This window comes from Parasediminibacterium schistidii (assembly GCF_046546515.1).
GTDB lineage: Bacteria > Bacteroidota > Bacteroidia > Chitinophagales > Chitinophagaceae > Parasediminibacterium.
Window position 1 is genome coordinate 1 of the sequence record NZ_JBKHKJ010000012.1, and the last position, 20,123, is coordinate 20,123.

21 protein-coding genes are annotated in these 20,123 nt (G+C 40.1%); 14 read left to right on the top strand and 7 right to left on the bottom strand.

Going from position 1 to position 20,123, the window contains the following annotated elements:
• Positions 1-84: 84 nt before the first annotated feature.
• On the bottom strand, positions 85-450 hold the full coding sequence (locus ACHFIY_RS08560; protein WP_410845663.1) for a DUF5618 family protein: 366 nt from the start codon (positions 448-450) through the stop codon (positions 85-87).
• Between the two features lie 206 nt (positions 451-656).
• Positions 657-3,035: a DUF5916 domain-containing protein gene (locus tag ACHFIY_RS08565; RefSeq protein WP_410845664.1), complete on the bottom strand. Its 2,379-nt coding sequence runs from the start codon at positions 3,033-3,035 to the stop codon at positions 657-659.
• A gap of 280 nt (positions 3,036-3,315) precedes the next feature.
• Between ACHFIY_RS08565 and ung the strand changes: the two genes are divergently transcribed.
• Both ung and ACHFIY_RS08575 read left to right on the top strand, forming a co-directional pair.
• Positions 3,316-4,014 (top strand): uracil-DNA glycosylase, encoded by a 699-nt coding sequence (gene ung / locus ACHFIY_RS08570; protein WP_489685639.1) that lies wholly within the window; start codon positions 3,316-3,318, stop codon positions 4,012-4,014.
• 250 nt (positions 4,015-4,264) lie between these two features.
• Positions 4,265-5,020, top strand: a complete 756-nt coding sequence (locus ACHFIY_RS08575) for a lysophospholipid acyltransferase family protein (RefSeq protein ID WP_410845665.1) — start codon at positions 4,265-4,267, stop codon at positions 5,018-5,020.
• Between the two features lie 87 nt (positions 5,021-5,107).
• On the opposite strand, the gene ACHFIY_RS08580 is transcribed toward ACHFIY_RS08575, so the two are convergent.
• The gene (locus tag ACHFIY_RS08580; protein ID WP_410845666.1) at positions 5,108-5,803 is read right to left on the bottom strand and encodes a DUF1345 domain-containing protein; all 696 of its coding nucleotides are present in this window, start codon (positions 5,801-5,803) and stop codon (positions 5,108-5,110) included.
• A gap of 1,061 nt (positions 5,804-6,864) precedes the next feature.
• On the opposite strand from ACHFIY_RS08580, the gene ACHFIY_RS08585 reads away from it, so the two are divergent.
• The 9 genes from ACHFIY_RS08585 (at position 6,865) to ACHFIY_RS08625 (ending at position 12,346) form a co-directional block, all read left to right on the top strand.
• Positions 6,865-7,053 (top strand): hypothetical protein, encoded by a 189-nt coding sequence (locus ACHFIY_RS08585; RefSeq protein WP_410845667.1) that lies wholly within the window; start codon positions 6,865-6,867, stop codon positions 7,051-7,053.
• A 263-nt stretch (positions 7,054-7,316) separates the two neighbouring features.
• Positions 7,317-8,633, top strand: a complete 1,317-nt coding sequence (locus ACHFIY_RS08590) for a DEAD/DEAH box helicase (protein WP_410845668.1) — start codon at positions 7,317-7,319, stop codon at positions 8,631-8,633.
• A gap of 380 nt (positions 8,634-9,013) precedes the next feature.
• The gene (locus ACHFIY_RS08595; RefSeq protein WP_410845669.1) at positions 9,014-9,637 is read left to right on the top strand and encodes a Crp/Fnr family transcriptional regulator; all 624 of its coding nucleotides are present in this window, start codon (positions 9,014-9,016) and stop codon (positions 9,635-9,637) included.
• Positions 9,638-9,759: 122 nt separating this feature from the next.
• Positions 9,760-9,975 carry a hypothetical protein gene (locus ACHFIY_RS08600; RefSeq protein ID WP_410845670.1) on the top strand — a complete coding sequence of 72 codons (216 nt, stop codon included), beginning with the start codon at positions 9,760-9,762 and terminating at the stop codon, positions 9,973-9,975.
• Positions 9,976-10,022: 47 nt separating this feature from the next.
• Positions 10,023-10,337: a rhodanese-like domain-containing protein gene (locus ACHFIY_RS08605; protein WP_410845671.1), complete on the top strand. Its 315-nt coding sequence runs from the start codon at positions 10,023-10,025 to the stop codon at positions 10,335-10,337.
• A 10-nt stretch (positions 10,338-10,347) separates the two neighbouring features.
• Entirely contained in the window at positions 10,348-10,557 is a 210-nt protein-coding gene (locus tag ACHFIY_RS08610) for a YgaP family membrane protein (RefSeq protein ID WP_410845672.1), read from the top strand.
• 2 nt (positions 10,558-10,559) lie between these two features.
• The gene (locus tag ACHFIY_RS08615; protein ID WP_410845673.1) at positions 10,560-11,021 is read left to right on the top strand and encodes an OsmC family protein; all 462 of its coding nucleotides are present in this window, start codon (positions 10,560-10,562) and stop codon (positions 11,019-11,021) included.
• A 243-nt stretch (positions 11,022-11,264) separates the two neighbouring features.
• Positions 11,265-11,834 (top strand): YeeE/YedE family protein, encoded by a 570-nt coding sequence (locus tag ACHFIY_RS08620; RefSeq protein WP_410845674.1) that lies wholly within the window; start codon positions 11,265-11,267, stop codon positions 11,832-11,834.
• A gap of 11 nt (positions 11,835-11,845) precedes the next feature.
• Positions 11,846-12,346: a DUF6691 family protein gene (locus tag ACHFIY_RS08625; RefSeq protein WP_410845675.1), complete on the top strand. Its 501-nt coding sequence runs from the start codon at positions 11,846-11,848 to the stop codon at positions 12,344-12,346.
• Between the two features lie 190 nt (positions 12,347-12,536).
• Here the strand turns inward: ACHFIY_RS08625 and ACHFIY_RS08630 are convergent, their stop codons facing one another.
• Positions 12,537-14,309 (bottom strand): hypothetical protein, encoded by a 1,773-nt coding sequence (locus ACHFIY_RS08630; RefSeq protein ID WP_410845676.1) that lies wholly within the window; start codon positions 14,307-14,309, stop codon positions 12,537-12,539.
• Between the two features lie 406 nt (positions 14,310-14,715).
• On the opposite strand from ACHFIY_RS08630, the gene purU reads away from it, so the two are divergent.
• Together purU and ACHFIY_RS08640 are read left to right on the top strand one after the other, a co-directional pair.
• Positions 14,716-15,543 (top strand): formyltetrahydrofolate deformylase, encoded by an 828-nt coding sequence (purU, locus tag ACHFIY_RS08635; protein ID WP_410845677.1) that lies wholly within the window; start codon positions 14,716-14,718, stop codon positions 15,541-15,543.
• 105 nt (positions 15,544-15,648) lie between these two features.
• Positions 15,649-16,221, top strand: a complete 573-nt coding sequence (locus ACHFIY_RS08640) for a hypothetical protein (RefSeq protein ID WP_410845678.1) — start codon at positions 15,649-15,651, stop codon at positions 16,219-16,221.
• Positions 16,222-16,605: 384 nt separating this feature from the next.
• On the opposite strand, the gene ACHFIY_RS08645 is transcribed toward ACHFIY_RS08640, so the two are convergent.
• On the bottom strand, positions 16,606-16,776 hold the full coding sequence (locus tag ACHFIY_RS08645) for a hypothetical protein (RefSeq protein WP_410845679.1): 171 nt from the start codon (positions 16,774-16,776) through the stop codon (positions 16,606-16,608).
• Positions 16,777-17,048: 272 nt separating this feature from the next.
• On the opposite strand from ACHFIY_RS08645, the gene ACHFIY_RS08650 reads away from it, so the two are divergent.
• Complete coding sequence (locus tag ACHFIY_RS08650) at positions 17,049-17,531, top strand: hypothetical protein (RefSeq protein WP_410845680.1); 483 nt, start codon at positions 17,049-17,051, stop codon at positions 17,529-17,531.
• Between the two features lie 56 nt (positions 17,532-17,587).
• Here ACHFIY_RS08650 and ACHFIY_RS08655 read toward each other — a convergent pair whose 3' ends face one another.
• Positions 17,588-18,001 (bottom strand): response regulator, encoded by a 414-nt coding sequence (locus tag ACHFIY_RS08655; protein WP_410845681.1) that lies wholly within the window; start codon positions 17,999-18,001, stop codon positions 17,588-17,590.
• Positions 17,998-19,557, bottom strand: a complete 1,560-nt coding sequence (locus ACHFIY_RS08660; RefSeq protein WP_410845682.1) for a sensor histidine kinase — start codon at positions 19,555-19,557, stop codon at positions 17,998-18,000. Before ACHFIY_RS08660 ends, ACHFIY_RS08655 begins: the two co-directional genes overlap by 4 nt.
• Positions 19,558-20,123: the final 566 nt, after the last annotated feature.

Consider the following 20,123-nt stretch of genomic DNA (forward strand, 5'->3'; position numbering starts at 1 on the left):
TGGTTGAACCCAGATAAGAAGATTTGTAATTCCAATTTGTACGCTTGATTCATTGTGTACTTATACTCAATTTCCTGCCACAGCTTACTTGGCTGCTACCCAATTGATTATTTTTTCGGCTTCTTTGAACCCTATATTGGCAAAATCAACACTTTTAGTGCCGTCATAACCCATGGACAAATGAAGGGCATCGTAGGCAACATTAAAACTGTTTAATATTTTCTTGTCAATTTTAGACAATTCTTCTTGGTACCAATCAACGCTTTTCCTGCCTTTTTTCTTTATGCCAAATAAGCCGTCCAAGGCTTCCAACACTCCCGAGTAGGCGGCATGGCCTGCTAGCTTTACATATTTTTTGTCTTTGTAATACCCATCTTCCTTTTGGGCTTTCTCCCTCAATATTTCTTTTGCATTGCTTATGTATCGGTTTGCTTCTGCTATGTGTTTCATTTTGTATGGTTTGCCGCAAAGTTAAGGGTTGTTGCCACATTAATGTACTGGAAGTAACCACCCCGGCCTACGGCCACACCTCTTGCGGGGAATTTTGGGCTTCGCCCTTTTTCTTCGCTTCGGGAAAAGCCGAATAGGTAGCTAAGCCTTGAACGGTGCTATCGCCGTAAATGCTCAATAGCAGGCTAAACGCTTGGACACAAAATTTATCCCTTGTGTTTCTTTATATCCAAATAATCCAGAAAGTAAATCATTTTTATGGACACGGTATTTAGCTCGTTGCTGTGCAGAGTGGTGCCTAGGTTTTTGACATAGTTGTTGTACACGCTCTGGTCCGAAGTGCCGATAGCGTTTTTCCATGTGACTGTGAGGAAGCTGCCGAGGGCAAACTGCCAGGTATATACCATGTCTATATTGAAGAAGTTTATATTGTAGTCTGCATTTTGGCTAATACCGTCAATATTGGCCATAGAGCCGTCTTTGCTAAGGTATTTTAGCTGCCCATTAGTGAGTTTGCTCCAATAGTGCCGCAGTCGGAAGCTAATACCCATTTTGTTGGTGAAATTGTACTTGGCCGTGTAAATATTTTCCACGCTCCTTACCCTCCTTAGTCCAATAATCACGCTATCGTTCACGGTAGTGGCATAGCCCAAGTTGTTGTTCCAAATATTGATGGTGCTGACAATGTTGGCAGACAGCTTCTTGTTGAAACGGTACTGCCCACTCAGGTCTATCTCGTCCAGCGTAGATTGATAGGTATGGTAGAAACGGTGGTATTCACCAATGCTGCCAGAAAGCTTCTTGGCATCGTTCGATTGCAGGTTGAAGCCCAAGAGCCAACTGCCCGGCCGCTTGAATACATAGCCTGAGTCAATGGGTTTGCGAGGCTCGTAAAAGTCGTTCTCGTTGGATGTTATATTGAGTTTAAAGAAATAATAACCCAATGTCTTAAACTGGCCATTTACATTTGTATTCAAGTAAAAGCCCTGGAAACTGGCAGGCTGTATGTAACGGCGGGAATAGTACAAATCGAAATTGTAGTACATATTGTTGTAGAAAGAGCGAGGCTTTAGCCACTTGTAGCCAAGGTAAAGTTCATGATCCAGGAAGTTGTTGTTGGTATAATAGCCCAAATCCTGATGGGTGTATTTGTCATCGGTATAATACTGGGAAACCGTAAAATTGAAATTGCCGCTTACCTTGGCAAAATTCAGGTTGTGGTTGTAGCCCAACTGGGTTTGTGTCTGGTTGTTGCTTACCGGGTAGCCATACAATTGGCTTAGGGCCATCTTGCCAAAAAAGTTCCATTTCACTTTTTTGTCGTACAAATCCCACAGGCCAGCGGTTACATTGGCATTATAGTCCTTGCTGTTGCGGGAAACATTGGTGTTGATTAATGAAATGCTTGAATTGTGTTTCAGGCTTTGGTCTAGAACGAAAATATTATAGTTGGTCAGTGGGTTGGTTTGTACTTGGTACTCGTGTTTGTTGGCATCCTGTATAGTAGCATACTGTGCGGCTGTAACTGCATTCAGGAAACCTATTCCTAGCCCACTAGCAGTACGGCCACTTACCTTAGTGGCATTTATTAGCTTGCTTTCCGTGGGGTTTTTAAGGATGCTGTCACCCGCATTCAAATTGTTTTGCACATCATAAAAATGGATGGGCGTGCCGCCAATCCTGCGGCTGTACAAGATACTGCCTTTAGAAAACAACTCGGTGCCCTCGGTAAAAAAACTACGGTATTCGTTGTATTTTACCTCAAATGGGGTAAGGTTCAATACATGGTTGTCGCTTTGCACCTGCCCAAAATCTGGCACCAACGTCATGTCCAGCGTGAATGACTGGTTGATGCCGTATTTCACGTCCATGCCGCCATTCACCCTAGCGGTCGTGTTTTTCAGGTTGGGGTTGTTGTACGGGTAGTTTTCTATATCGGTAGATAGGTAGGGTGAAAATGAAAGCCTTACCGGGGGCTTTATATTGGTGATGTTTGCCCACAAGCCAAACTGTGCAAAAAAGGAATATTCTTTTTGGTCAATAGGGTTCCAAGTCAGGTTCTCCCCTGCTTTTCGCCGCCGACGGAAAATATTCATGCCCCAGTTTTGTATATTGGCTTTGCCAAAGCGAATAGCGGAATATGGTATCCTCATTTCAAATGTCCATCCGTCACCTACCAGTTTTGCTGCGCTTTTATACACGCTGTTCCAACTGCCATCTTCACCAGTGGAGGAATATTTGGCATCGTACTGCTCGCCAAGCGGGGTAACATAATAGCCGAACCCATTGATTTTATCGTTGTAAGTATCAAACAGTACGCCTACAAAATCATTTACCCCAATCACATCCCTGCCCACTAATTCAGAAGAAACACTGTCTTTGCTGCCTTCATGGCAATAACCACCGATGTAAATGGCATTGTCATCGTATAAGATCTTTACTTCTGTCCTGTTTTTATAGCTTTCTGGCTTGCCAAAGCTAGGCTGCCGCTGCACAAAACTATCCGCAACTGGTGCTGCTTTCCAGGCTTCATCAGCCAGGTCGCCATCAATGATTATTTTTTGGGTAGCCCTTGCTGCTGGCATTGTTTTATGGATATTGCCCGTTTGGGCAAACAAACAGCAACAAAAAAAAGGGCAAAAAATGAGTAATAGGTTTCTCATGAAATGTTGTTGATTGACATAGGAACGAAATTGATAAAGAAATGTTACAGGGTGAAAATATGATTGGTAAGTTAAAAACGAAAACTTAAAAGTTTTTCGAAGTTTTAGTTAAACCTCACCCCAACCCCTCTCCAAAGGCGAGGGGTCAAAGCGAAAACCATTTAGCACCCTAAAAAACCCACTTTAATCCACAATCATTCGTATGTTTGAATTTCAAGAAAGCAAGGATATGGATGTAAAAATGGAGGCAAGTTGGAAGGCTGTATTAGACAGTGAATTTAAAAAGCCTTATTTTCTGCAGGTGGTTACCCATTTAAAAACAGAAAAGGCTACAGGGGCCACCATTTACCCCCCGGGGCAGCTTATTTTCAATGCTTTTGACAAAACCCCTTTCCACAAAGTAAAAATAGTGATCTTGGGGCAAGACCCTTACCATAATCCCCATCAGGCCATGGGTCTTAGTTTTAGCGTGCCAGATAGCGTGCCGCCCCCCCCTTCACTGGTAAATATTTACAAAGAATTGCATACAGATATTGGGATGCCTATACCCACAACAGGCAACCTGACCAAGTGGGCCGAGCAAGGCGTTTTGCTTTTAAACGCAGTGCTTACCGTAAGGGCAAATGAGCCAGCCAGTCATGCCAAAATAGGCTGGATGGATTTTACAAACGCTGTTATCAAGAAAATTTCTGATGAAAAAGAAGGTGTTATCTTCTTGCTTTGGGGTAAATTTGCACAGGAAAAACAGGTATTGATTGACGAGACCAAGCACCATGTGCTAAAAGCGGCACACCCATCGCCATTAAGCGCCTTTTCTGGTTTTTTTGGCTGCAAGCATTTTAGCAGAGCCAATGCAATGCTTGTAAAACAGGGTTTGGATCCTATAGACTGGATGGTATAGGTTGTTTTGAGTTTTGTGTTTTAGGTTTTGAATTAAAAAAAATGGTTACTACGTTGGTGCAAGTCTGGTTAATCTGCCACGAAGGCACTAAGTCGCAAAGAGGCACAAAGGTTTAAGGGAAGAAGAAATACAAAGCATACTTTGAATTATTTTAAATGTTGAATTTTAAATATTGAATTAAAACGACTCTTTTTGCCCTGTTTCTACTGATTGAAACTTGGGCAGGGGTCTAACAAAGTTTTTCTAGTTTATGAGTATAGAGAACAATACTAAACCCAATATTTTCAAAGCTGCTTTTGCCCGGGTATGGGCCGTTTGGGGCATTGTTAGTTTTGCGGCAACATTTTTAATCATTTTCATCCCTTCCATGGCTACCAAGCTGGTGAAAAACCCGAAAGGGATATGGTGGTTTATTTTAATAGCCAAATGGTGGAATACCACTTGGCTGTACTTGGTAGGCTGCCCATTAAAAGTATATGGAAAGGAACATTTCCAAAAGGGCGAAACGTATATTGTTACGGCCAACCACAATTCATTTCTTGATGTGCCTTTGCTTTGCCCCTTTGTGCCGGGTGCCAACCAAACCATTGCAAAAGACACTTTTACTAAAGTGCCTATTTTTGGCTGGTACTATGCCCGTGGCTCGGTATTGGTAAACCGGGAAAGCGTTGCCAGCAGAAAACGCAGTTTCGACCTTATGAAAACTGCCCTGAAACAAGGCTTCCACATGTGCATTTTCCCCGAAGGCTCTAGGAACAGGTCAGACAAGCCAATGGGCAAGTTCCAAGATGGGGCTTTTAAATTATCCAGGGATACCAAAACATCTATTATCCCTTGCGTAATCATCGGCACTGCCAAAGCTACACCTATACACGAGCCACTTTTCTTGTTCCCAACCCCTTTGCAACTTCATTTTTTGCCACCAGTGGCACCAGAAAACATGACCATTGAGGCATTGAAAGAAAAGGTGTTTAATGTCATGCAGGAGTTTTATATTAATCATTAGTGGTCAGTCATCAGTAATAAGACATTTATATTTATCCTTTCCTACTGACCACTGATGACTAACCACTGACCACTAACCACAGACCACTCACGCCTTCAAGCTCGCTATTAAATTAATGGTCAATGCAACCACAAACGTATTTAGCGCAAAAGACAACAAGCTATGTGCTAATGTGATACGCCTGAACTTTCTGGTACGGGTTTCTACATCAGATACCTGGAATGTCATGCCAATTACAAAGGCATAATAGGCAAAGTCAACATAATCTGGGCAATCTTCATGTGGGAAACACAAGCCGCCAGCATGTATTTTTTCGTCGTTTTCATCATCACTATAGTATAGCCTTGCATAGTGGTAGGTAAAAGTAGTATGCACCATTATCCACGAAAGCATCATCCCAGCAACAGCCACAGGCAAGTAAACCGCTTTGGGTGCCCCCGACACATCTTTTGATACCATTAGCAATAGCACCGTAAAAATACTGGCAAAACTAGCAAACACAATTAGTGAAAACACATACAACAAACTACCATCCTCATCGCTTGCCAATACACGTATTTGCGCGGGGGTGCGGACAAAAATAACAAACCAGCTTGTAGCCAGCATGGTTGCCGCAAATACATCCCACAAGGCAATGGTTTTCAATAAAACATTCAGGTGCGTGCCCGTTATCCATAAAGAAGCAATGCCCATGGCAACCAACGCAATCAATAACCGCTGTATGGGGTGCGACTGCAAGAATATTTTTTTAACAACGCTGTGTTTCTTCGGCAACTTTTCCATTCATCGAATGTAAAGAATGATTTGATACAATGTTTTTCGAGAAAGCAAAAAGAAACTTCCACTACCTTTTCAAAGTACCAAACAGGAGTAATTGTTAGTAAACTTGGTGCAACGTCAAAAAACCTATAGAATAAGATGAATAAAAGTTTTTAGTTTTTCAATTAAAAATCAACCTAACCAAACCTCATCCCTCCCGAAAGGCCAGGACAAGTTACCTAAAGGAAAAGGTAACAGGAACAGGGCAAGGAGACCATATTTGCATATTTTTAATAATATCAATATCTCCTAGTTTTATATTAAAATAGTTTCAGTTTTGCCATTTTTGTGGGATTTTTACGCTGTTTCTTTTTTTCAAAAATCGTTAACCCCTTTGTAAGCCATTGATTATCAACAATAACATCAAATTTTTGTGCGTGATTTGTGCTTATTTTATGCTTATTTTATGCGTAATTTGTGCCTGATTTATGCATAATTTATGCTCATTTTGTGCTTATTTTATAGCCATAAATAAAAGACCAAATTTTGGGACTAAAACTATCTTAATATTAGTAAAAAAAACTACGATACTATTGCCTAGAAACTAGCTTTATAAATGCTTTGATCAAGAGCATTTATATCACAAAGATAAGTTTTTTATAGATTGGGGAGTATCAGGACAAAGCGAAAACAGGGTAAACGCATCAAAATTTAATCTGCGCCTAATTGCCTATTTTATTCAAAAATGCCTCTTTTCAGTCCTTTTGCCTCATAGCCGGCGGGCTTCGTCCAGGCACCGCCACTCTATTTTATCCTTTGAAAAAAATATGCTGCGCATTTTTTTCAAAGGATAAAATAAGGTGGCTTATGCCAGGACTGGTGTCAAACTCGAAGATTCGAGCAAAATGAATTTTGATGCGTTTACCCTGAGCGAAAAAGTTTTATGCACCCCATCGAATAAAGCAAATAGTTAACTACCGAAAGATGATTATTTTTGGAACAGCAATATTTCATTGCTGTTTCTTTTAGTTTTAAACAATTCATTTATGAAATATTAAATATTGCAAAACAATCAAGGTGAAAATATGGGCGTATTCAACCCAGCAGAAGAATGGGCAGTAATAAAAGCAAATTATACTGACATTGATACATTGGACCAGTATATACCTGAATGGCAAAAGCAGCTACTTGATAGCAGGTTATTAGCATTAGCGCAAAATCCTGACAGCTTAAAACCCATGAGCGAACTTTTTGAAGAATTAAACACTGAATAATGGGATAAAATAAACTTTCAAAACCCACCTAACAAAAACATTTTTCCCTCCTTACCAATAATTTACTGCATCTTTGTTATGCTGTGTTATACAATCCGTCTGTATTTGATAGCAACAATCGCTTTTGCGCATTACTATTATAGCCGAAAAAGGTTTCATCTACCCTAATTTACCATCTTCTCCCGGTAATACAGATGATACACAATTCCTCAATCGGCAATCCCTGAAATGATCTCTAGCACCTTTTTTAATTTGGCAACGCTATGCCCCTAACCCGGCAAGCATTGCTGCAATACATTTTTCACATGACATTTAATGACATGGGGCTTATTAGCCCTATCATGCAAGCCTTGCAAGAAGAGGGCTACAGTACGCCTACACCTATCCAAGCCCAAGCTATCCCACAAATTTTATCTGGTAAAGATCTATTGGGTTGTGCCCAGACAGGCACTGGCAAAACAGCCGCTTTTGCCATCCCTATTTTACAATTGCTGGATGCACAAAAGAAAATAGCCAAAACACCCGGCATAAAAGTGTTGATATTAACACCTACACGGGAATTGGCAATACAAATTGGTGAAAGCCTAGTAGCCTACGGCAGGCACTTGAACAACAAACACCTCGTAATATTTGGTGGCGTAAACCAGCACAGCCAAGTACAAGCCTTGCAAAAAGGCATGGACATTGTGATTGCCACGCCTGGCCGTTTGCTAGATTTGATGAACCAAGGATATGTACATCTTGACAAGCTGACCACTTTTGTATTGGATGAGGCAGACAGGATGCTGGACATGGGTTTTGTGCATGATGTAAAACGCATCATTACCAAGATACCTGCTAAAAGGCAAACGCTGTTTTTCTCAGCTACCATGCCTTCTGACATTCAGCAATTGGCAAACAGCATTTTGACCAACCCGGTTAAAGTAGAAGTTTCCCCAGTATCTTCCACGGCAGACACCATAGAACAAAAATTGTTTTATGTGGACAAAGGCAACAAAAAAGACTTGCTGGCTCATTTGCTAAAAGACACTGCCATAAACAGTGCATTGGTTTTTACCCGGACCAAACATGGTGCTAACAAGGTGGCTGAGCATTTGACAAGACTGGGCATTGAAACCCAAGCCATTCATGGCAATAAATCTCAGAATGCCCGCCAAGAAGCATTGAGCAACTTTAAAAGCGGCAAAAACCGTGTATTGGTTGCAACAGACATAGCTTCCCGTGGCATTGACATTGACGAATTGTCGCACGTTATCAATTTTGAATTGCCCAATATCCCTGAAACCTATGTACACCGTATTGGCCGTACCGGCCGTGCAGGTTTTAGCGGGATTGCATTCTCTTTCTGCGATGCAGAAGAAAAAGAGTTTTTGCGCGACATCCATAAAGTAATTGGCAAGCAAATACCTGTGGACAGGGAACACCCGTACCTGATGGACGAAAATGCACCTTATAGGCCACAGCCTACATCCCAGTCTTCCAATAATTCTTTCAGGGGTAATAACAACAGGCCTCAAAACAACAGAAGTAGCAGTAATAACAGAAATGAAAGGAGCAGCGATAGCAGGAGAAGGTATTAGGATTTGTTTTAAGTTTTGAATTTTAAGTTTTGAATTGGGGATGGCTTACTTTACAGATAGGCTTACTAGTTTTAAACTGGATATTTTTTGAAAGGTACTTGCTTAATGGCAAGTACCTTTTATTTTGCAACTTCCCGAAAGTTAAAACTTTCGGGAAGTTAACCCCAGACCCCTTAAAACCCTTGTTTACAAACCATATGCAGGAACTTGCATCTTACTTAACCCCATCGGCAAGGGGATAACTACCGATATAAATTTTTTTGTTTTTTTAAGTTAACTTATATCAAAGATACCCTTGGCGGTTATCGCTTATATATATGTTTTATTTGCACACAATAAGACATCTAAGCCCATCTACGTTTTATTATTAACCTCTCTTTATGGATACTGATTTTATAACAGACACCCTGCATTTTTCAGGGGAGCTTGCCACACAGTTAGCACAATATAGCGTGATAAAAACATATAAGGTTGGGGACACTATCCTTAACGAAAATGCCTATATCAGGTCTATACCTATTGTGGTTAAAGGAAGCATCAGGGTTATCAGGACAGAAGAAGATGGCAGGGAAATATTGTTGTATTATATAAAAGCGGGTGAAAGTTGCATCATGTCATTTCTGGGAGGGATGCATAACGATACTAGTAAAGTAAAGGCCGAAGTAGAGGAAGATGCCGAAATATGGTTCCTGCCCGTACAAAAAGCTACCCTTTTTATAAAAGAATACCCGCAATGGCTGGATTATATTTTCCGACTGTACCATAAGCGTTTTGAGGAGTTATTAGAAATTATCAATGCCATCGCATTTAAAAAAGTAGATGAAAGGCTGCTTGCATTGCTACAAATGAAAGAAGCATTAACAGGTTCCAAATCTATACCCATTACCCACGAGCAGTTGGCCAATGAATTAGGCACTGCCCGTGTAGTAGTATCCCGCTTGCTAAAACAGTTGGAAGAAAATGGTGTTGTAAAACTAGGCAGGAATAAAATTATCCTTGTGTAACTAAAGTCACAAAACGGGCATTTTAGTTTACCCACATTTGCTGTATCAAAAAATGATATAGTAAATGTGGGTATTTTATTTCTTACCCATCATGTACGTAACAAGAAGTAAAACTTAAAAAGATGTTCCAGAAAAATGACACAAGAAGTACCAAAATAGTTATTGTATTCAATATGGCTATTCGGTTAGGTTTAGGGTTGCTTTTTGGCTTTATAGGTTACGGCACTTATCCCGGATCAAAAGAAGGGGCTATTGTATTGTTTATGATGGCACTCGTCCTTTTCGTAACTGCATTCCTACGGCCTAAAAGGTGCTTAGGCGATAGCTGCCATATTTAAATTAGGCTATATGCTTGCCATTTCCTTAAAAATAAAAAATACTACACATGGGCTTATTCAATTGGTTATTTGGAAAAAAAGACAATGCTTTACTTGAAAATATGATTAAGGATGGTGCTTTTCTAGTAGATGTACGAACCCCGCTGGAATATTCACAAGGGCATGTGAAAGGTTCTGTAAATATCCCGCTAGATAAAATACTCGTAAATGCGACTCAGTTTAAGAACAAAAAAAACTGTATTGTTTTTTGCCGCAGTGGTGCTAGGGCAGCACAAGCAAAACGCATATTGGATAAGATGGGCGTGGCTAATGTGGCCAACGCCGGCACATGGGAATACATAAATGGTTTATTAAACAATTAAAAGAAATAGCATGAAAAAGAACATGGGTTTATTAGATAAGGGATTGCGTATTGCAGTTGCCATTGCAATTGGGATTTTGGTAGCGACAAAAGTAGTAATGGGTACTTGGGCCATTGTGTTGGCTGCAATAGCTGTCGTTTTCCTGGCTACAAGTTTTATTAACTTTTGCCCTTTGTATCTGCCTTTTGGTATCAATACTTCAAAAAATAAAAACAAATAATTATGGCACAACACGCAGTTGAAACACAATGGATGGGAAAGATGCAGTTTAATGCATTGGTAAATGGTCACACAATAGTTATGGATGCACCGGAAAGGGTTGGCGGGGAAGATAATGGCCCCATACCTAAACCTTTTGTACTAGCTGCACTATCTGGCTGTACAGGTATGGATATTGTGGCCTTGCTCCGCAAATCGGGCAATGAAGTACAAGACTTGAACATTAGGGTTACAGGTGAACTAAGTAAGCAACAGCCTATTGAGTATGTATCCATGCATGTGGTATATGATTTTACAGGCAGCGACAAGGATAAGGAAGCTGCCCTAAAAGCCGTTATGGATTCGCAGGAAAAATATTGTGGTGTAAGCCACATGCTTAAAAAAGCCATCCCCATCAGTTGGGAGGTAAGTTTTAATAAAGTAACCTTATTTAACAATGGGCTGGTGGATAGTGCAGTTGCTTAAAATGCAAAAAGTAGATATTTGCATTACTATTCAAGTGCAAGTTTAGAATCTGCCACGAAGGCACGAAGACACAAAGAGACACAAAGTTTTAAGGAACAAGAAAGAAGAAAAATTATCTTATCAATACCTTTTAATCTTCTTTTTCTTAGTGTTGCTTCGTGTTTTTGTGCCTTTGTGGCTAAAGAATCATTCCGATATGGTGAGTAGTTACAAATTTACGAATGCATTTAAACCCTAGGATACATGAGCATTATAGAAACAATTAAACAGCCTTGGCCATGGTATGTGGCAGGGCCATTGATAGGGCTTACAGTGCCTACGCTATTGATACTGGGCAATAAATCCTTCGGCATCAGTTCCTCGTTGCGACATATTTGTGCGGCTTGCCTGCCAGCCAACATTCCTTTTTTTTCCTACAACTGGAAGCGGGAAGCCTGGAACCTGTTTTTTGTATCGGGCATTTTATTGGGAGGCATTATTGCAGCACAGTTGCTGGCAAACCCACAACCCATTCAAATTAATCCCCACCTCGCAGAAAGCCTGTCCAAATATGGCATTACAGATTATACAACCCTTGTGCCTAACCAAGTATTCAATTGGCCTGCCCTATTTACGCTTAGGGGTATGGTAATGATGGTGATGGGGGGCTTTATGGTGGGTTTTGGTACCCGCTATGCAGGTGGCTGTACCAGTGGGCACGCCATTATGGGGTTGTCTACCTTGCAGTGGCCTTCGCTAGTGGCTACTTGTTGCTTTATGGCAGGTGGTTTTGTAATGGCCAACCTGATACTGCCTTTTATATTATCCTTATAAAAACTGTTTACATGGAAAATATCGTTGAGAAAAATACCGATTTTGAAGTTCGTTCCCTGGATACCATCTGCACAAACGAAAGCCAATTGGAACACAAATGGTACCACAATATCAAGTACCTGATTGTTGGCCTTTTATTCGGGATTGTATTTGTAAAAGCAGAAATTGTCAGTTGGTTCCGCATACAGGAAATGTTTCGCCTACAATCTTTCCACATGTATGGGGTTATTGGCAGTGCCGTGTTGGTGGGTATGCTATCTGTTTACCTGATAAAGCGTTTCCATATCAAAACCATTTATGGCGAACCCATTATTTTTCACCCCAAGACTTTTAATAAGGGGCAAGTTTATGGCGGCTTGTTGTTTGGTTTTGGATGGGCTATTACCGGTGCCTGCCCTGGGCCATTGTTAGCACAAATAGGTTCGGGTGCTACTGTTATTGTGGTAACCTTGCTTAGTGCCATTGCCGGCACCTGGTGCTATGGATATTTTAGGGATAGGCTGCCGCATTAAGTAAATGGTATATCTAGGCATTGTATTGTACTTTTTTAGCCTCAAAAGCAAAATACAGTGCCCAGAAATACAAAAAAGGAAATTTGAAAATGTAGTTGAGCTTAGAAAACAATTTCTCTTTCTGTTCTATCCTTTATGCAATTTTTATTTTTTATCCCCTTGTGTGTGTGGTAAAAGGCTACTTGACACCCTACTTTATTTCCCTTTCGCTACCAATGCCAAGCATTGCCCTGTACTTGTCAACGGATTGTGCCATGCCCTGTTCGCCATGATAGGTTGGGGCTACATTTATAAAGGAGAATGGTTTATAAAGCGAAGCGCAGGCTGGGTTTTCGGCTTTTAGCTTGTTGTAAACCTTCCAGTCTTCATCATATTTTTTGATGGTTGCTGCCAATTTCGCCTTATCGTAAATGCCTGTTTTGTCGCCTTTGTATCCCAGTGCCATCACTTTCCAGCCATCTGCAATAATGGCGTGCAGCAATAGCCCATACTTGCTAGAAACTTTCATGTAGTCTTTATCTGCTTTGTTGGGCATCTCTATTTTGGCACTCAAGGCTACTATTTGCTTCCATGTGCCAACATTCTCCTGCTTCTCTTCAATCACTTTATCCAACAATCCATTTTTATAATACCAATCAAATGCCTGCTGCAGGAACCCCTCGGAAGGGAACATTTTTTGGGGCAGGTTGGCTGTATCAATGCCACCTAAAAATTCGTCCCTCATCCACCATACCCAATCTTTTTCAAAATGGTATTTGCCGCTTTCATGCCCCCGTAATACTGCCTTGGCAGACAAAAGGCACAACTGCCGGAAAGCTTTTCTGCTATCGGATTGCACAATGCCGTTCTCATCCATGAAACTATTGAAAATACTTTCTTCCGTACGGTTTTTATCAGCCCCCCATTTACTAATTACATACGCATTCAGTTTGCACCAAAACTCATTGCTGATGTATGGGCCAACCCATCCGCCACCTCGGCTCCAGCTCCATACGCCAGTAAAATTGGGATTGTTTTTTATATCGTTCAGGCACTTGTTACCCGTTTGCGGCTTGATTGTATTGTACTCTTCAAAACCATTGATAACACCATCCATCACATAATTTGGATACGCACCCTTGCCTTCATATTCACGCTGGCATTCCACTTCCACTATCTGGGCGTGCTTGCCAATCCCCAGTGTAGGGTTGAAATCATAAGTACGGTGATAATCCCCCTTTGTATGTTTTATGGAAAAAACAAGGTTTTTGTGCGGCTCTATTTGGTTGGTTACCGCAAGGTAATAAGCCGCAGAATCGTGCATGCCACCAAACGACCATGTGCGATAAAAAATAGCCTTGTTTCTCTTTTCGCACACTTCCTCCCGTAGCAGGTTTATCAATTTCACATGGCTGGCAACGCCGTTGGTTATAGGGTTGTTACCTGTGTGGTAAGGCACATTGTTTAGGTATGTTTCCCCAGTCCTTATCACCAAGCCATCCAAATCGGGGAATGTCTCGAACAACTCGTCGAGCATTATTTTGTGTATTTCGATGGTTTTGGGACGCTCAAGCGAAATTTTGCCTTTCGCATCGCAGATTTGGTCGTGGTATAGTTCCACTAGTTTTTTGGGCAGCACAATCAAATCTGTAAAATAATAAACCTTTATCCCCGCATCATGGGCTGCTTTTATGTTTTTTCGCACCCTGTCTGCGGCTGCCATCACCCAAGCCCTTTCTTTAGAGCCTTGAGGGAAGATTTGCGGGTTCAGTTTATCGAAAGTGATAGCTGCATGGGCAAACGTAAAGTCGTTCATCACTTGCCCGTTATAACCCTTTTCTTTTAGGTATGCAGGGTTATTGAAAGCCGTTACAGTTAATGGCTCGCCAGGGTTATTGTGCACCATGTCCAATATGTAAACTTGCTTTTGCGCCACCACAAAAGAACCCCATATACAGCAGCAAGCTAAAATTATTTTCCTCATTTTAATTTATTGGTTTAATGCCATTCATATAGCCTTTGTTTCACAGCAATTTAGCAAATGCAAATCAACAGTATTTACATGTATCAGCAATTAAAAAGTTTGTTACTGCTCACCACATGGAATATGCTTTTTTAGCCACAAGACACAAAAACACGAAGAAGCACAAAGAAAAAGAAGCCAAAAAGGTATTGATAACATCATTTTTCTTCTTTTTTTCTTCTTCCCTTAAAACTTTGTGCCTCTATGAGTCTTCGTGCCTTCGTGGCAGATTAAGCAAACTTGCACCAGAGTAGTAAACTTCTATTTAATTGCATTAATACCAAAAATATTTATTCCCCAACTTATTCCCCCCACCATTACTTTTGCTGCCCTTCATAAGATAAGGCTTTAAAATTTACGTTTGAAAATGGTTATTGTTATTCAATGTGCGGACAAAGTTGGCTTAGTAGCCAATATTGCTGGCTTGCTAAGGGAACAGGAATTAAATATCGTATCCATGCGTGAACATGTAGATACTATTCAAAACCGCTTTTTTGCCCGCATCCAAATAACCAAGACTGTAGATGCCGCCATATTAGAAGCACAGCTAAAAGCAGTACTTCCTGAAGATGCACAAGTAACGGCAACCCCAAACCCGTTAAAGAAAATAGTAGTACTGGTAACCAAGGAGTATCATTGCCTCACCGATATATTAATCCGTAACCATTTTAATACCCTAGGAGCTTCGATGTTTTGCGTAGTGGGCAACCACCCAACCTTGCAAGACATTTGCCGCAGGTTCGATATGCCTTTTCACTTGGTAAGCCATGAAGGAATAACTAAAGAAGCATTTGAAAATGAATTATACAAAACAGTTAGCAGCTACAATGCAGATTATATAGTATTGGCCAAATTCATGCGCATCCTCTCCCCTGCTTTTGTAGAAAAATACCCTTTGCGGTTGATTAATATACACCACTCCTTCCTGCCAGCTTTTATTGGTGCCAACCCCTACAAGCAGGCTTATGAAAGGGGGGTAAAACTCATCGGTGCCACTGCGCACTTTGTAACCAATCAGCTAGACGAAGGCCCCATCATAGCGCAGCAAATCATTTCTGTAAACCATTCCTTTACCACCGCCGACATGGTAAAAGCTGGCAAGGAAATAGAAACGGCCGTGCTGGCCAAAGCCCTGCAACTGGTTTTTGACAACAAAGTAATTATTCATGAAAACAAAACGATTGTATTCGAATAAATTAGGAATTAGGAATTAAAGCGACTTTAAAACAGGCCTATAAAGGATAAGTCGTTGAAACCTTGTTTATTTCCTAATTCTTAATTTCTAATTCCTAATTATATTATGCATATTTATCTTTTCGACCTAGAAAACCAAAAAAATGTAAAGCTGGAACTGGCTGTGGAATACACCGTGCCAGCTACAGATTTATTTGTAGTCTTTTATTCAAAAGAGCAAACAGCCCAGCTATCCTACAACAAAGAAAGCACCCTTTACGATGAATACTTTTTTAAAAAAGTAAACCATATAGCAGGTGCTACTACCCATTTTGAAGGGCATAAATATTCCCTTACAGTTGGGTTTTATTTGGATAACAACGAGCTTGTGCCCTTCCTGATAGACCATCGTGGCACAAACGACTATAAGAAATTTGACACCTCCCCTATCCACAACGAGCAGTATTTTACCCGTTTCCAATTGTTCAATTACAAAGAATACATGGAACTTGCATTTTTATTAGGCCTTGAAAAGTTAGAATTCAAAGACTTTATCACACGGCTCATCAATGGGCAGCTAGATAAAAACCAGCTTACCCTTTACAATATATCACCCAGTATTACCGACAATTTCAATGACTTTTTGACCAATAAGCAGTTTGAGGTATTTCTGGATGAAGAGGAAAAAAACGAGGCTTAATATCTCAAAATAAGCTACTGATATTTTAGCAAGCAGCATCCCTTTTTTAACCCGGATTCTGTAGTTGACTTCGTTATGAAAGGCTCAAATGCAATAAAGACAAGTATTTGAGCCGAATTTTTGGTCGAAAACATAGCATACTATGGCAAGGCCAAAAAATCAAGCAAATGCTTGTGTTTGAAGTAGTTGGGGCTTGCAATAGATTTCAACTGCAAAATCCGGGTTTAAGTAATACTGGTACCATCGGTGCATTAATGGCACATTAATCAAGATTTTACATTGGTAATAGCCCATTTTTAATAACACCAAAGGGGGCGTTCTTTTTAAAAAGAACGCCCCCTTTGGTGTTATTGTGCCTTGAACTTGACGATTGTTTTACCAATCTTACTTAGCATTTCCAGACGGCATTTTATCGCCATGGCCAGCTTGTTTTGTTTTTGCAGTACCTGCTGTAGATTTTTTAGATGCAGCACTTGTACTTTTGTTTTCCGCAGCATGGCTGCCGTTTTTAGCAACACTACTTTCTCTTTTTGAATCGCTGTGCTTCTTTTCCATGATGTTTTTTTTATTGAATTTAATGAAGCGGTATTGCTTCTATACCACAGCAAGCAACAAACTTAATGCCCATGTGAAATGAACCTATGCCATCCTTCATTTGAGGAGAAAAGGAAACAAAATGCTATTAATATGCCACAACTATTATTTTTCAAAAAGCAAATCCATGAAAAATATTCTACAATATACTATATGTTATAGCCTGCCACTTAATCATAACAGTATAAGAATTAACAAAAAATGGTGGCACACCCTTTGGATTGATAGTATGCATGGAAACGAATATATTTAGCAAAAGCTTTTGGAAAGGTTATATAGGTTTCGGCTTTGTAGCCGCCCTTTTATATGCAAGCATAACGGCCTCTGTTATAGCAGGCGTGCACCAGTCGGAAAATACATGGCAACTCTACATTGGCAATGCTGCATTTGCAGGGGTGGTGTTACTGTATGTTTGGCTTAAGCGGTTCACCATTCCTACTGGCAGCCTTAAAGTAATTGCGGGCGCCATTGTTACAGCAATGGGGGTATTCTTTTCGTGCTTGCTATTGTTGCTTGCGCTGGCTTTAATGCCATTGCAGCCATTTGCATCGGCCAACACCCCAGTTACCAACCCTTTAGACAGCAACAGCGGGCAAGTATGGAATATTTTTATCAATGCCATAATGGTCAATTTTTTATGGGGTGCCATCACGGCTGCCGTTTTTGGGCTGGCTTTGCAAAGGCCGCAAGCCAAGTTAAGTGCAGGCAATGAATAGTATTGCGGGGGGGATTTTAAAATGTATATTGCAAATGTACAAATTTGCAATACATCCTACCCCAGCAGTTCAGTAAAAATAGCTTGCAGCCTATCGCCCGAAACGGGCTTAATGATATAGTCGCTTACTTCACTTATTTCCCTTGCCCTGTCCATGTCTCTCATGTCGATAGACGAACTAACGAGGTAGATGACAATATTTTTTTCTAGCCTTGGTTTTAGCAGTATATAGGCCTCCAAAAATTCCCATCCATCCATTACTGGCATATTAACATCTAGGAATATGATATCAGGTAGCTCATGCCTTTTGTTTTTGTCCAGCATTTCCAGAATAAACTGTATGGCTTTTTCGCCATCGTCAAAAAACATGATTTTACTAACCATATCGGTGAATTCAATTTCTTCTTTAGCTAGGTATTGATATATCAAGTCGTCATCCACAATACATACGCTGTCTACCTTGTTTTTCATAGAAAATCAATTTCATTAAAGTTAATAATAAATGTTGCGCCTTTGTCGGGTTCGCTCTCAACACGGATGCTGCCGCCCAGCGATTTTACCTGGTGCTTGGTTATAAAAAGGCCAACACCTTTTGAATCCGGGCGGTTGTGGAATGTTTTGTGCAGCGAAAATATTTTGTTGCCATATTTATTTAAATCCAAACCCATGCCATTGTCCTTGCATGTAAGGGTAATAAGCCCATTTTCATTTTTAAAACTGGTAAAAACAATTTCTGGCTGCCGGTTTTCCGAGGCATATTTCAAGGCATTGGTAAGTAAATTCAAAAAAATACTTTCCAAATAAATCTTTGGGTAATTAATTGTTTCACAATCAGCAAAATGGTAAGTAATAGTTGCATTACTGGCAGCAATCTGGGTAGAAAGACTAGTAATCTGGCTTTCTAAAACGGTGCTAAACGGCAGTGCTTGCCTTTCCAGTTCCATGTTTTGGTTTATGTTTACTACCTCGCTTAAATCCTGCACGGTTTTGGAAAGCTGTGTGGTTACTTGAAACAGCTTGCCCAATAATTCCTCTTTCTTTTCAGCGATTGTAGTTCTTTTGTAAATATCCATCAGCAAGCTAAGGTTGCCAACAGGGGAGCGTAGGTTGTGCGAAACGATGTAAGCAAAATCCTGCAACGTATTCTTTTTAAATTCTAGCCTTTTTGATAATTTGTCCAGTCTTTCAATGGTTTCATTCAGCTTTTGTTCGTTTTGCTTTATTTCGGTAAAGTCTTTGGTTATGGCAAGTACGTCGCTCACTTCTCCTTCTTTGCTGAACAAGGGTATCATATTAATTGCAAAATAGCCAGCCCCTTTTTTATCCGTCACTGACTCTACTTCATAATGGGCATTTTTTCCTGTTGCAAATACATCTTCCAAATGCTTGGTGAATTTTGGGGTATTAGGATGCTTGCTAAAAATATCAGTAGGTTTTTTGCCAATAAAATCTGTTATGCTTTTTGACGATACCGATGTTACCGATTCGTTTACAAACTTATATTCTAGGTTTTTGCCCATCAACATTATCACGTCTGGGTTATTATTCACCAAGGCTTTAAACTGCTCTTCGCTTGCTTTTAGCTTTTGGTTGGCAATTTGCAAGGCTGCGGTTTGTTCATCTATTATTTTTTGAAGTTCAGCGGGCGATTTTAAGTTAAATGCTGCTGGCAAATTCTTATACAATGCAACCACTGTGGCGGTAGAAATAAGGGCAGTGATAAATAGCAAAACTGCATTTAGCCTATATAGCGGATACCAAAACATACCGGCATCAACAATATGGGTAAGACCACAGAAAATAATAAAAAGGCTAAACAATATAAAAATACCACGGAAAGGGGTATCCTCCCTTTTCTTTATAAAATAAACCATTAACATAGGGATAGTTAAATAAGCAAGCCCAATGTTAATATTTGATAATATATATACCCATCCATGTGCCTCTGTCCAGTGGCCGCATTGCCAGCGTGGCATAAAGCCATTCGTTTCAAATAATTTATTGAAAAAGTCTATTAAACTGTTCATTTTTGCTACGATTACAGGATTAGCAATTGTTAGTGCTTAAGGTTAAAATATGATAGGTATTTAATTAATTGACCAAAAAGGAACAGAAAAAACTTTCAAGTTTTTTGGATTGGAGAATTTATGTAGGAATCCAAGCCTTTAAATTTGAGTGAGATGCTTTCATAAGTTTTTTAAGTTAATTTTAAAATCGGATTCCAGCTAAATATACTATTTTTTAACAATGTAGCAACAATTAATTTAGCTAAATTAACAATTGGATTTTGAATTTGCCAAATAAATTTTGTGTCATTTCAAAACTTCGTTTTTTGTTGGTTTCTATTTGGCAGAAATAGGGTTATTTACGTTTTATCTACATAAATAACCAACTTGGTGTTTGCGGTTCAACTAGCATCCTATATGGGGGAAATTTTGGATACCCATGGGGGAATATTTCCCCCATATAGGATTTTTATTTTGGGCTATATACCTATTCCTGCTAATTTTACATTAAAGGAGCACCTAGGGGCATCTTGGCCTTGCTTTCAGAATGGGAGGTTAGTTGGCTTAGGAAAATGATAATCCACCAT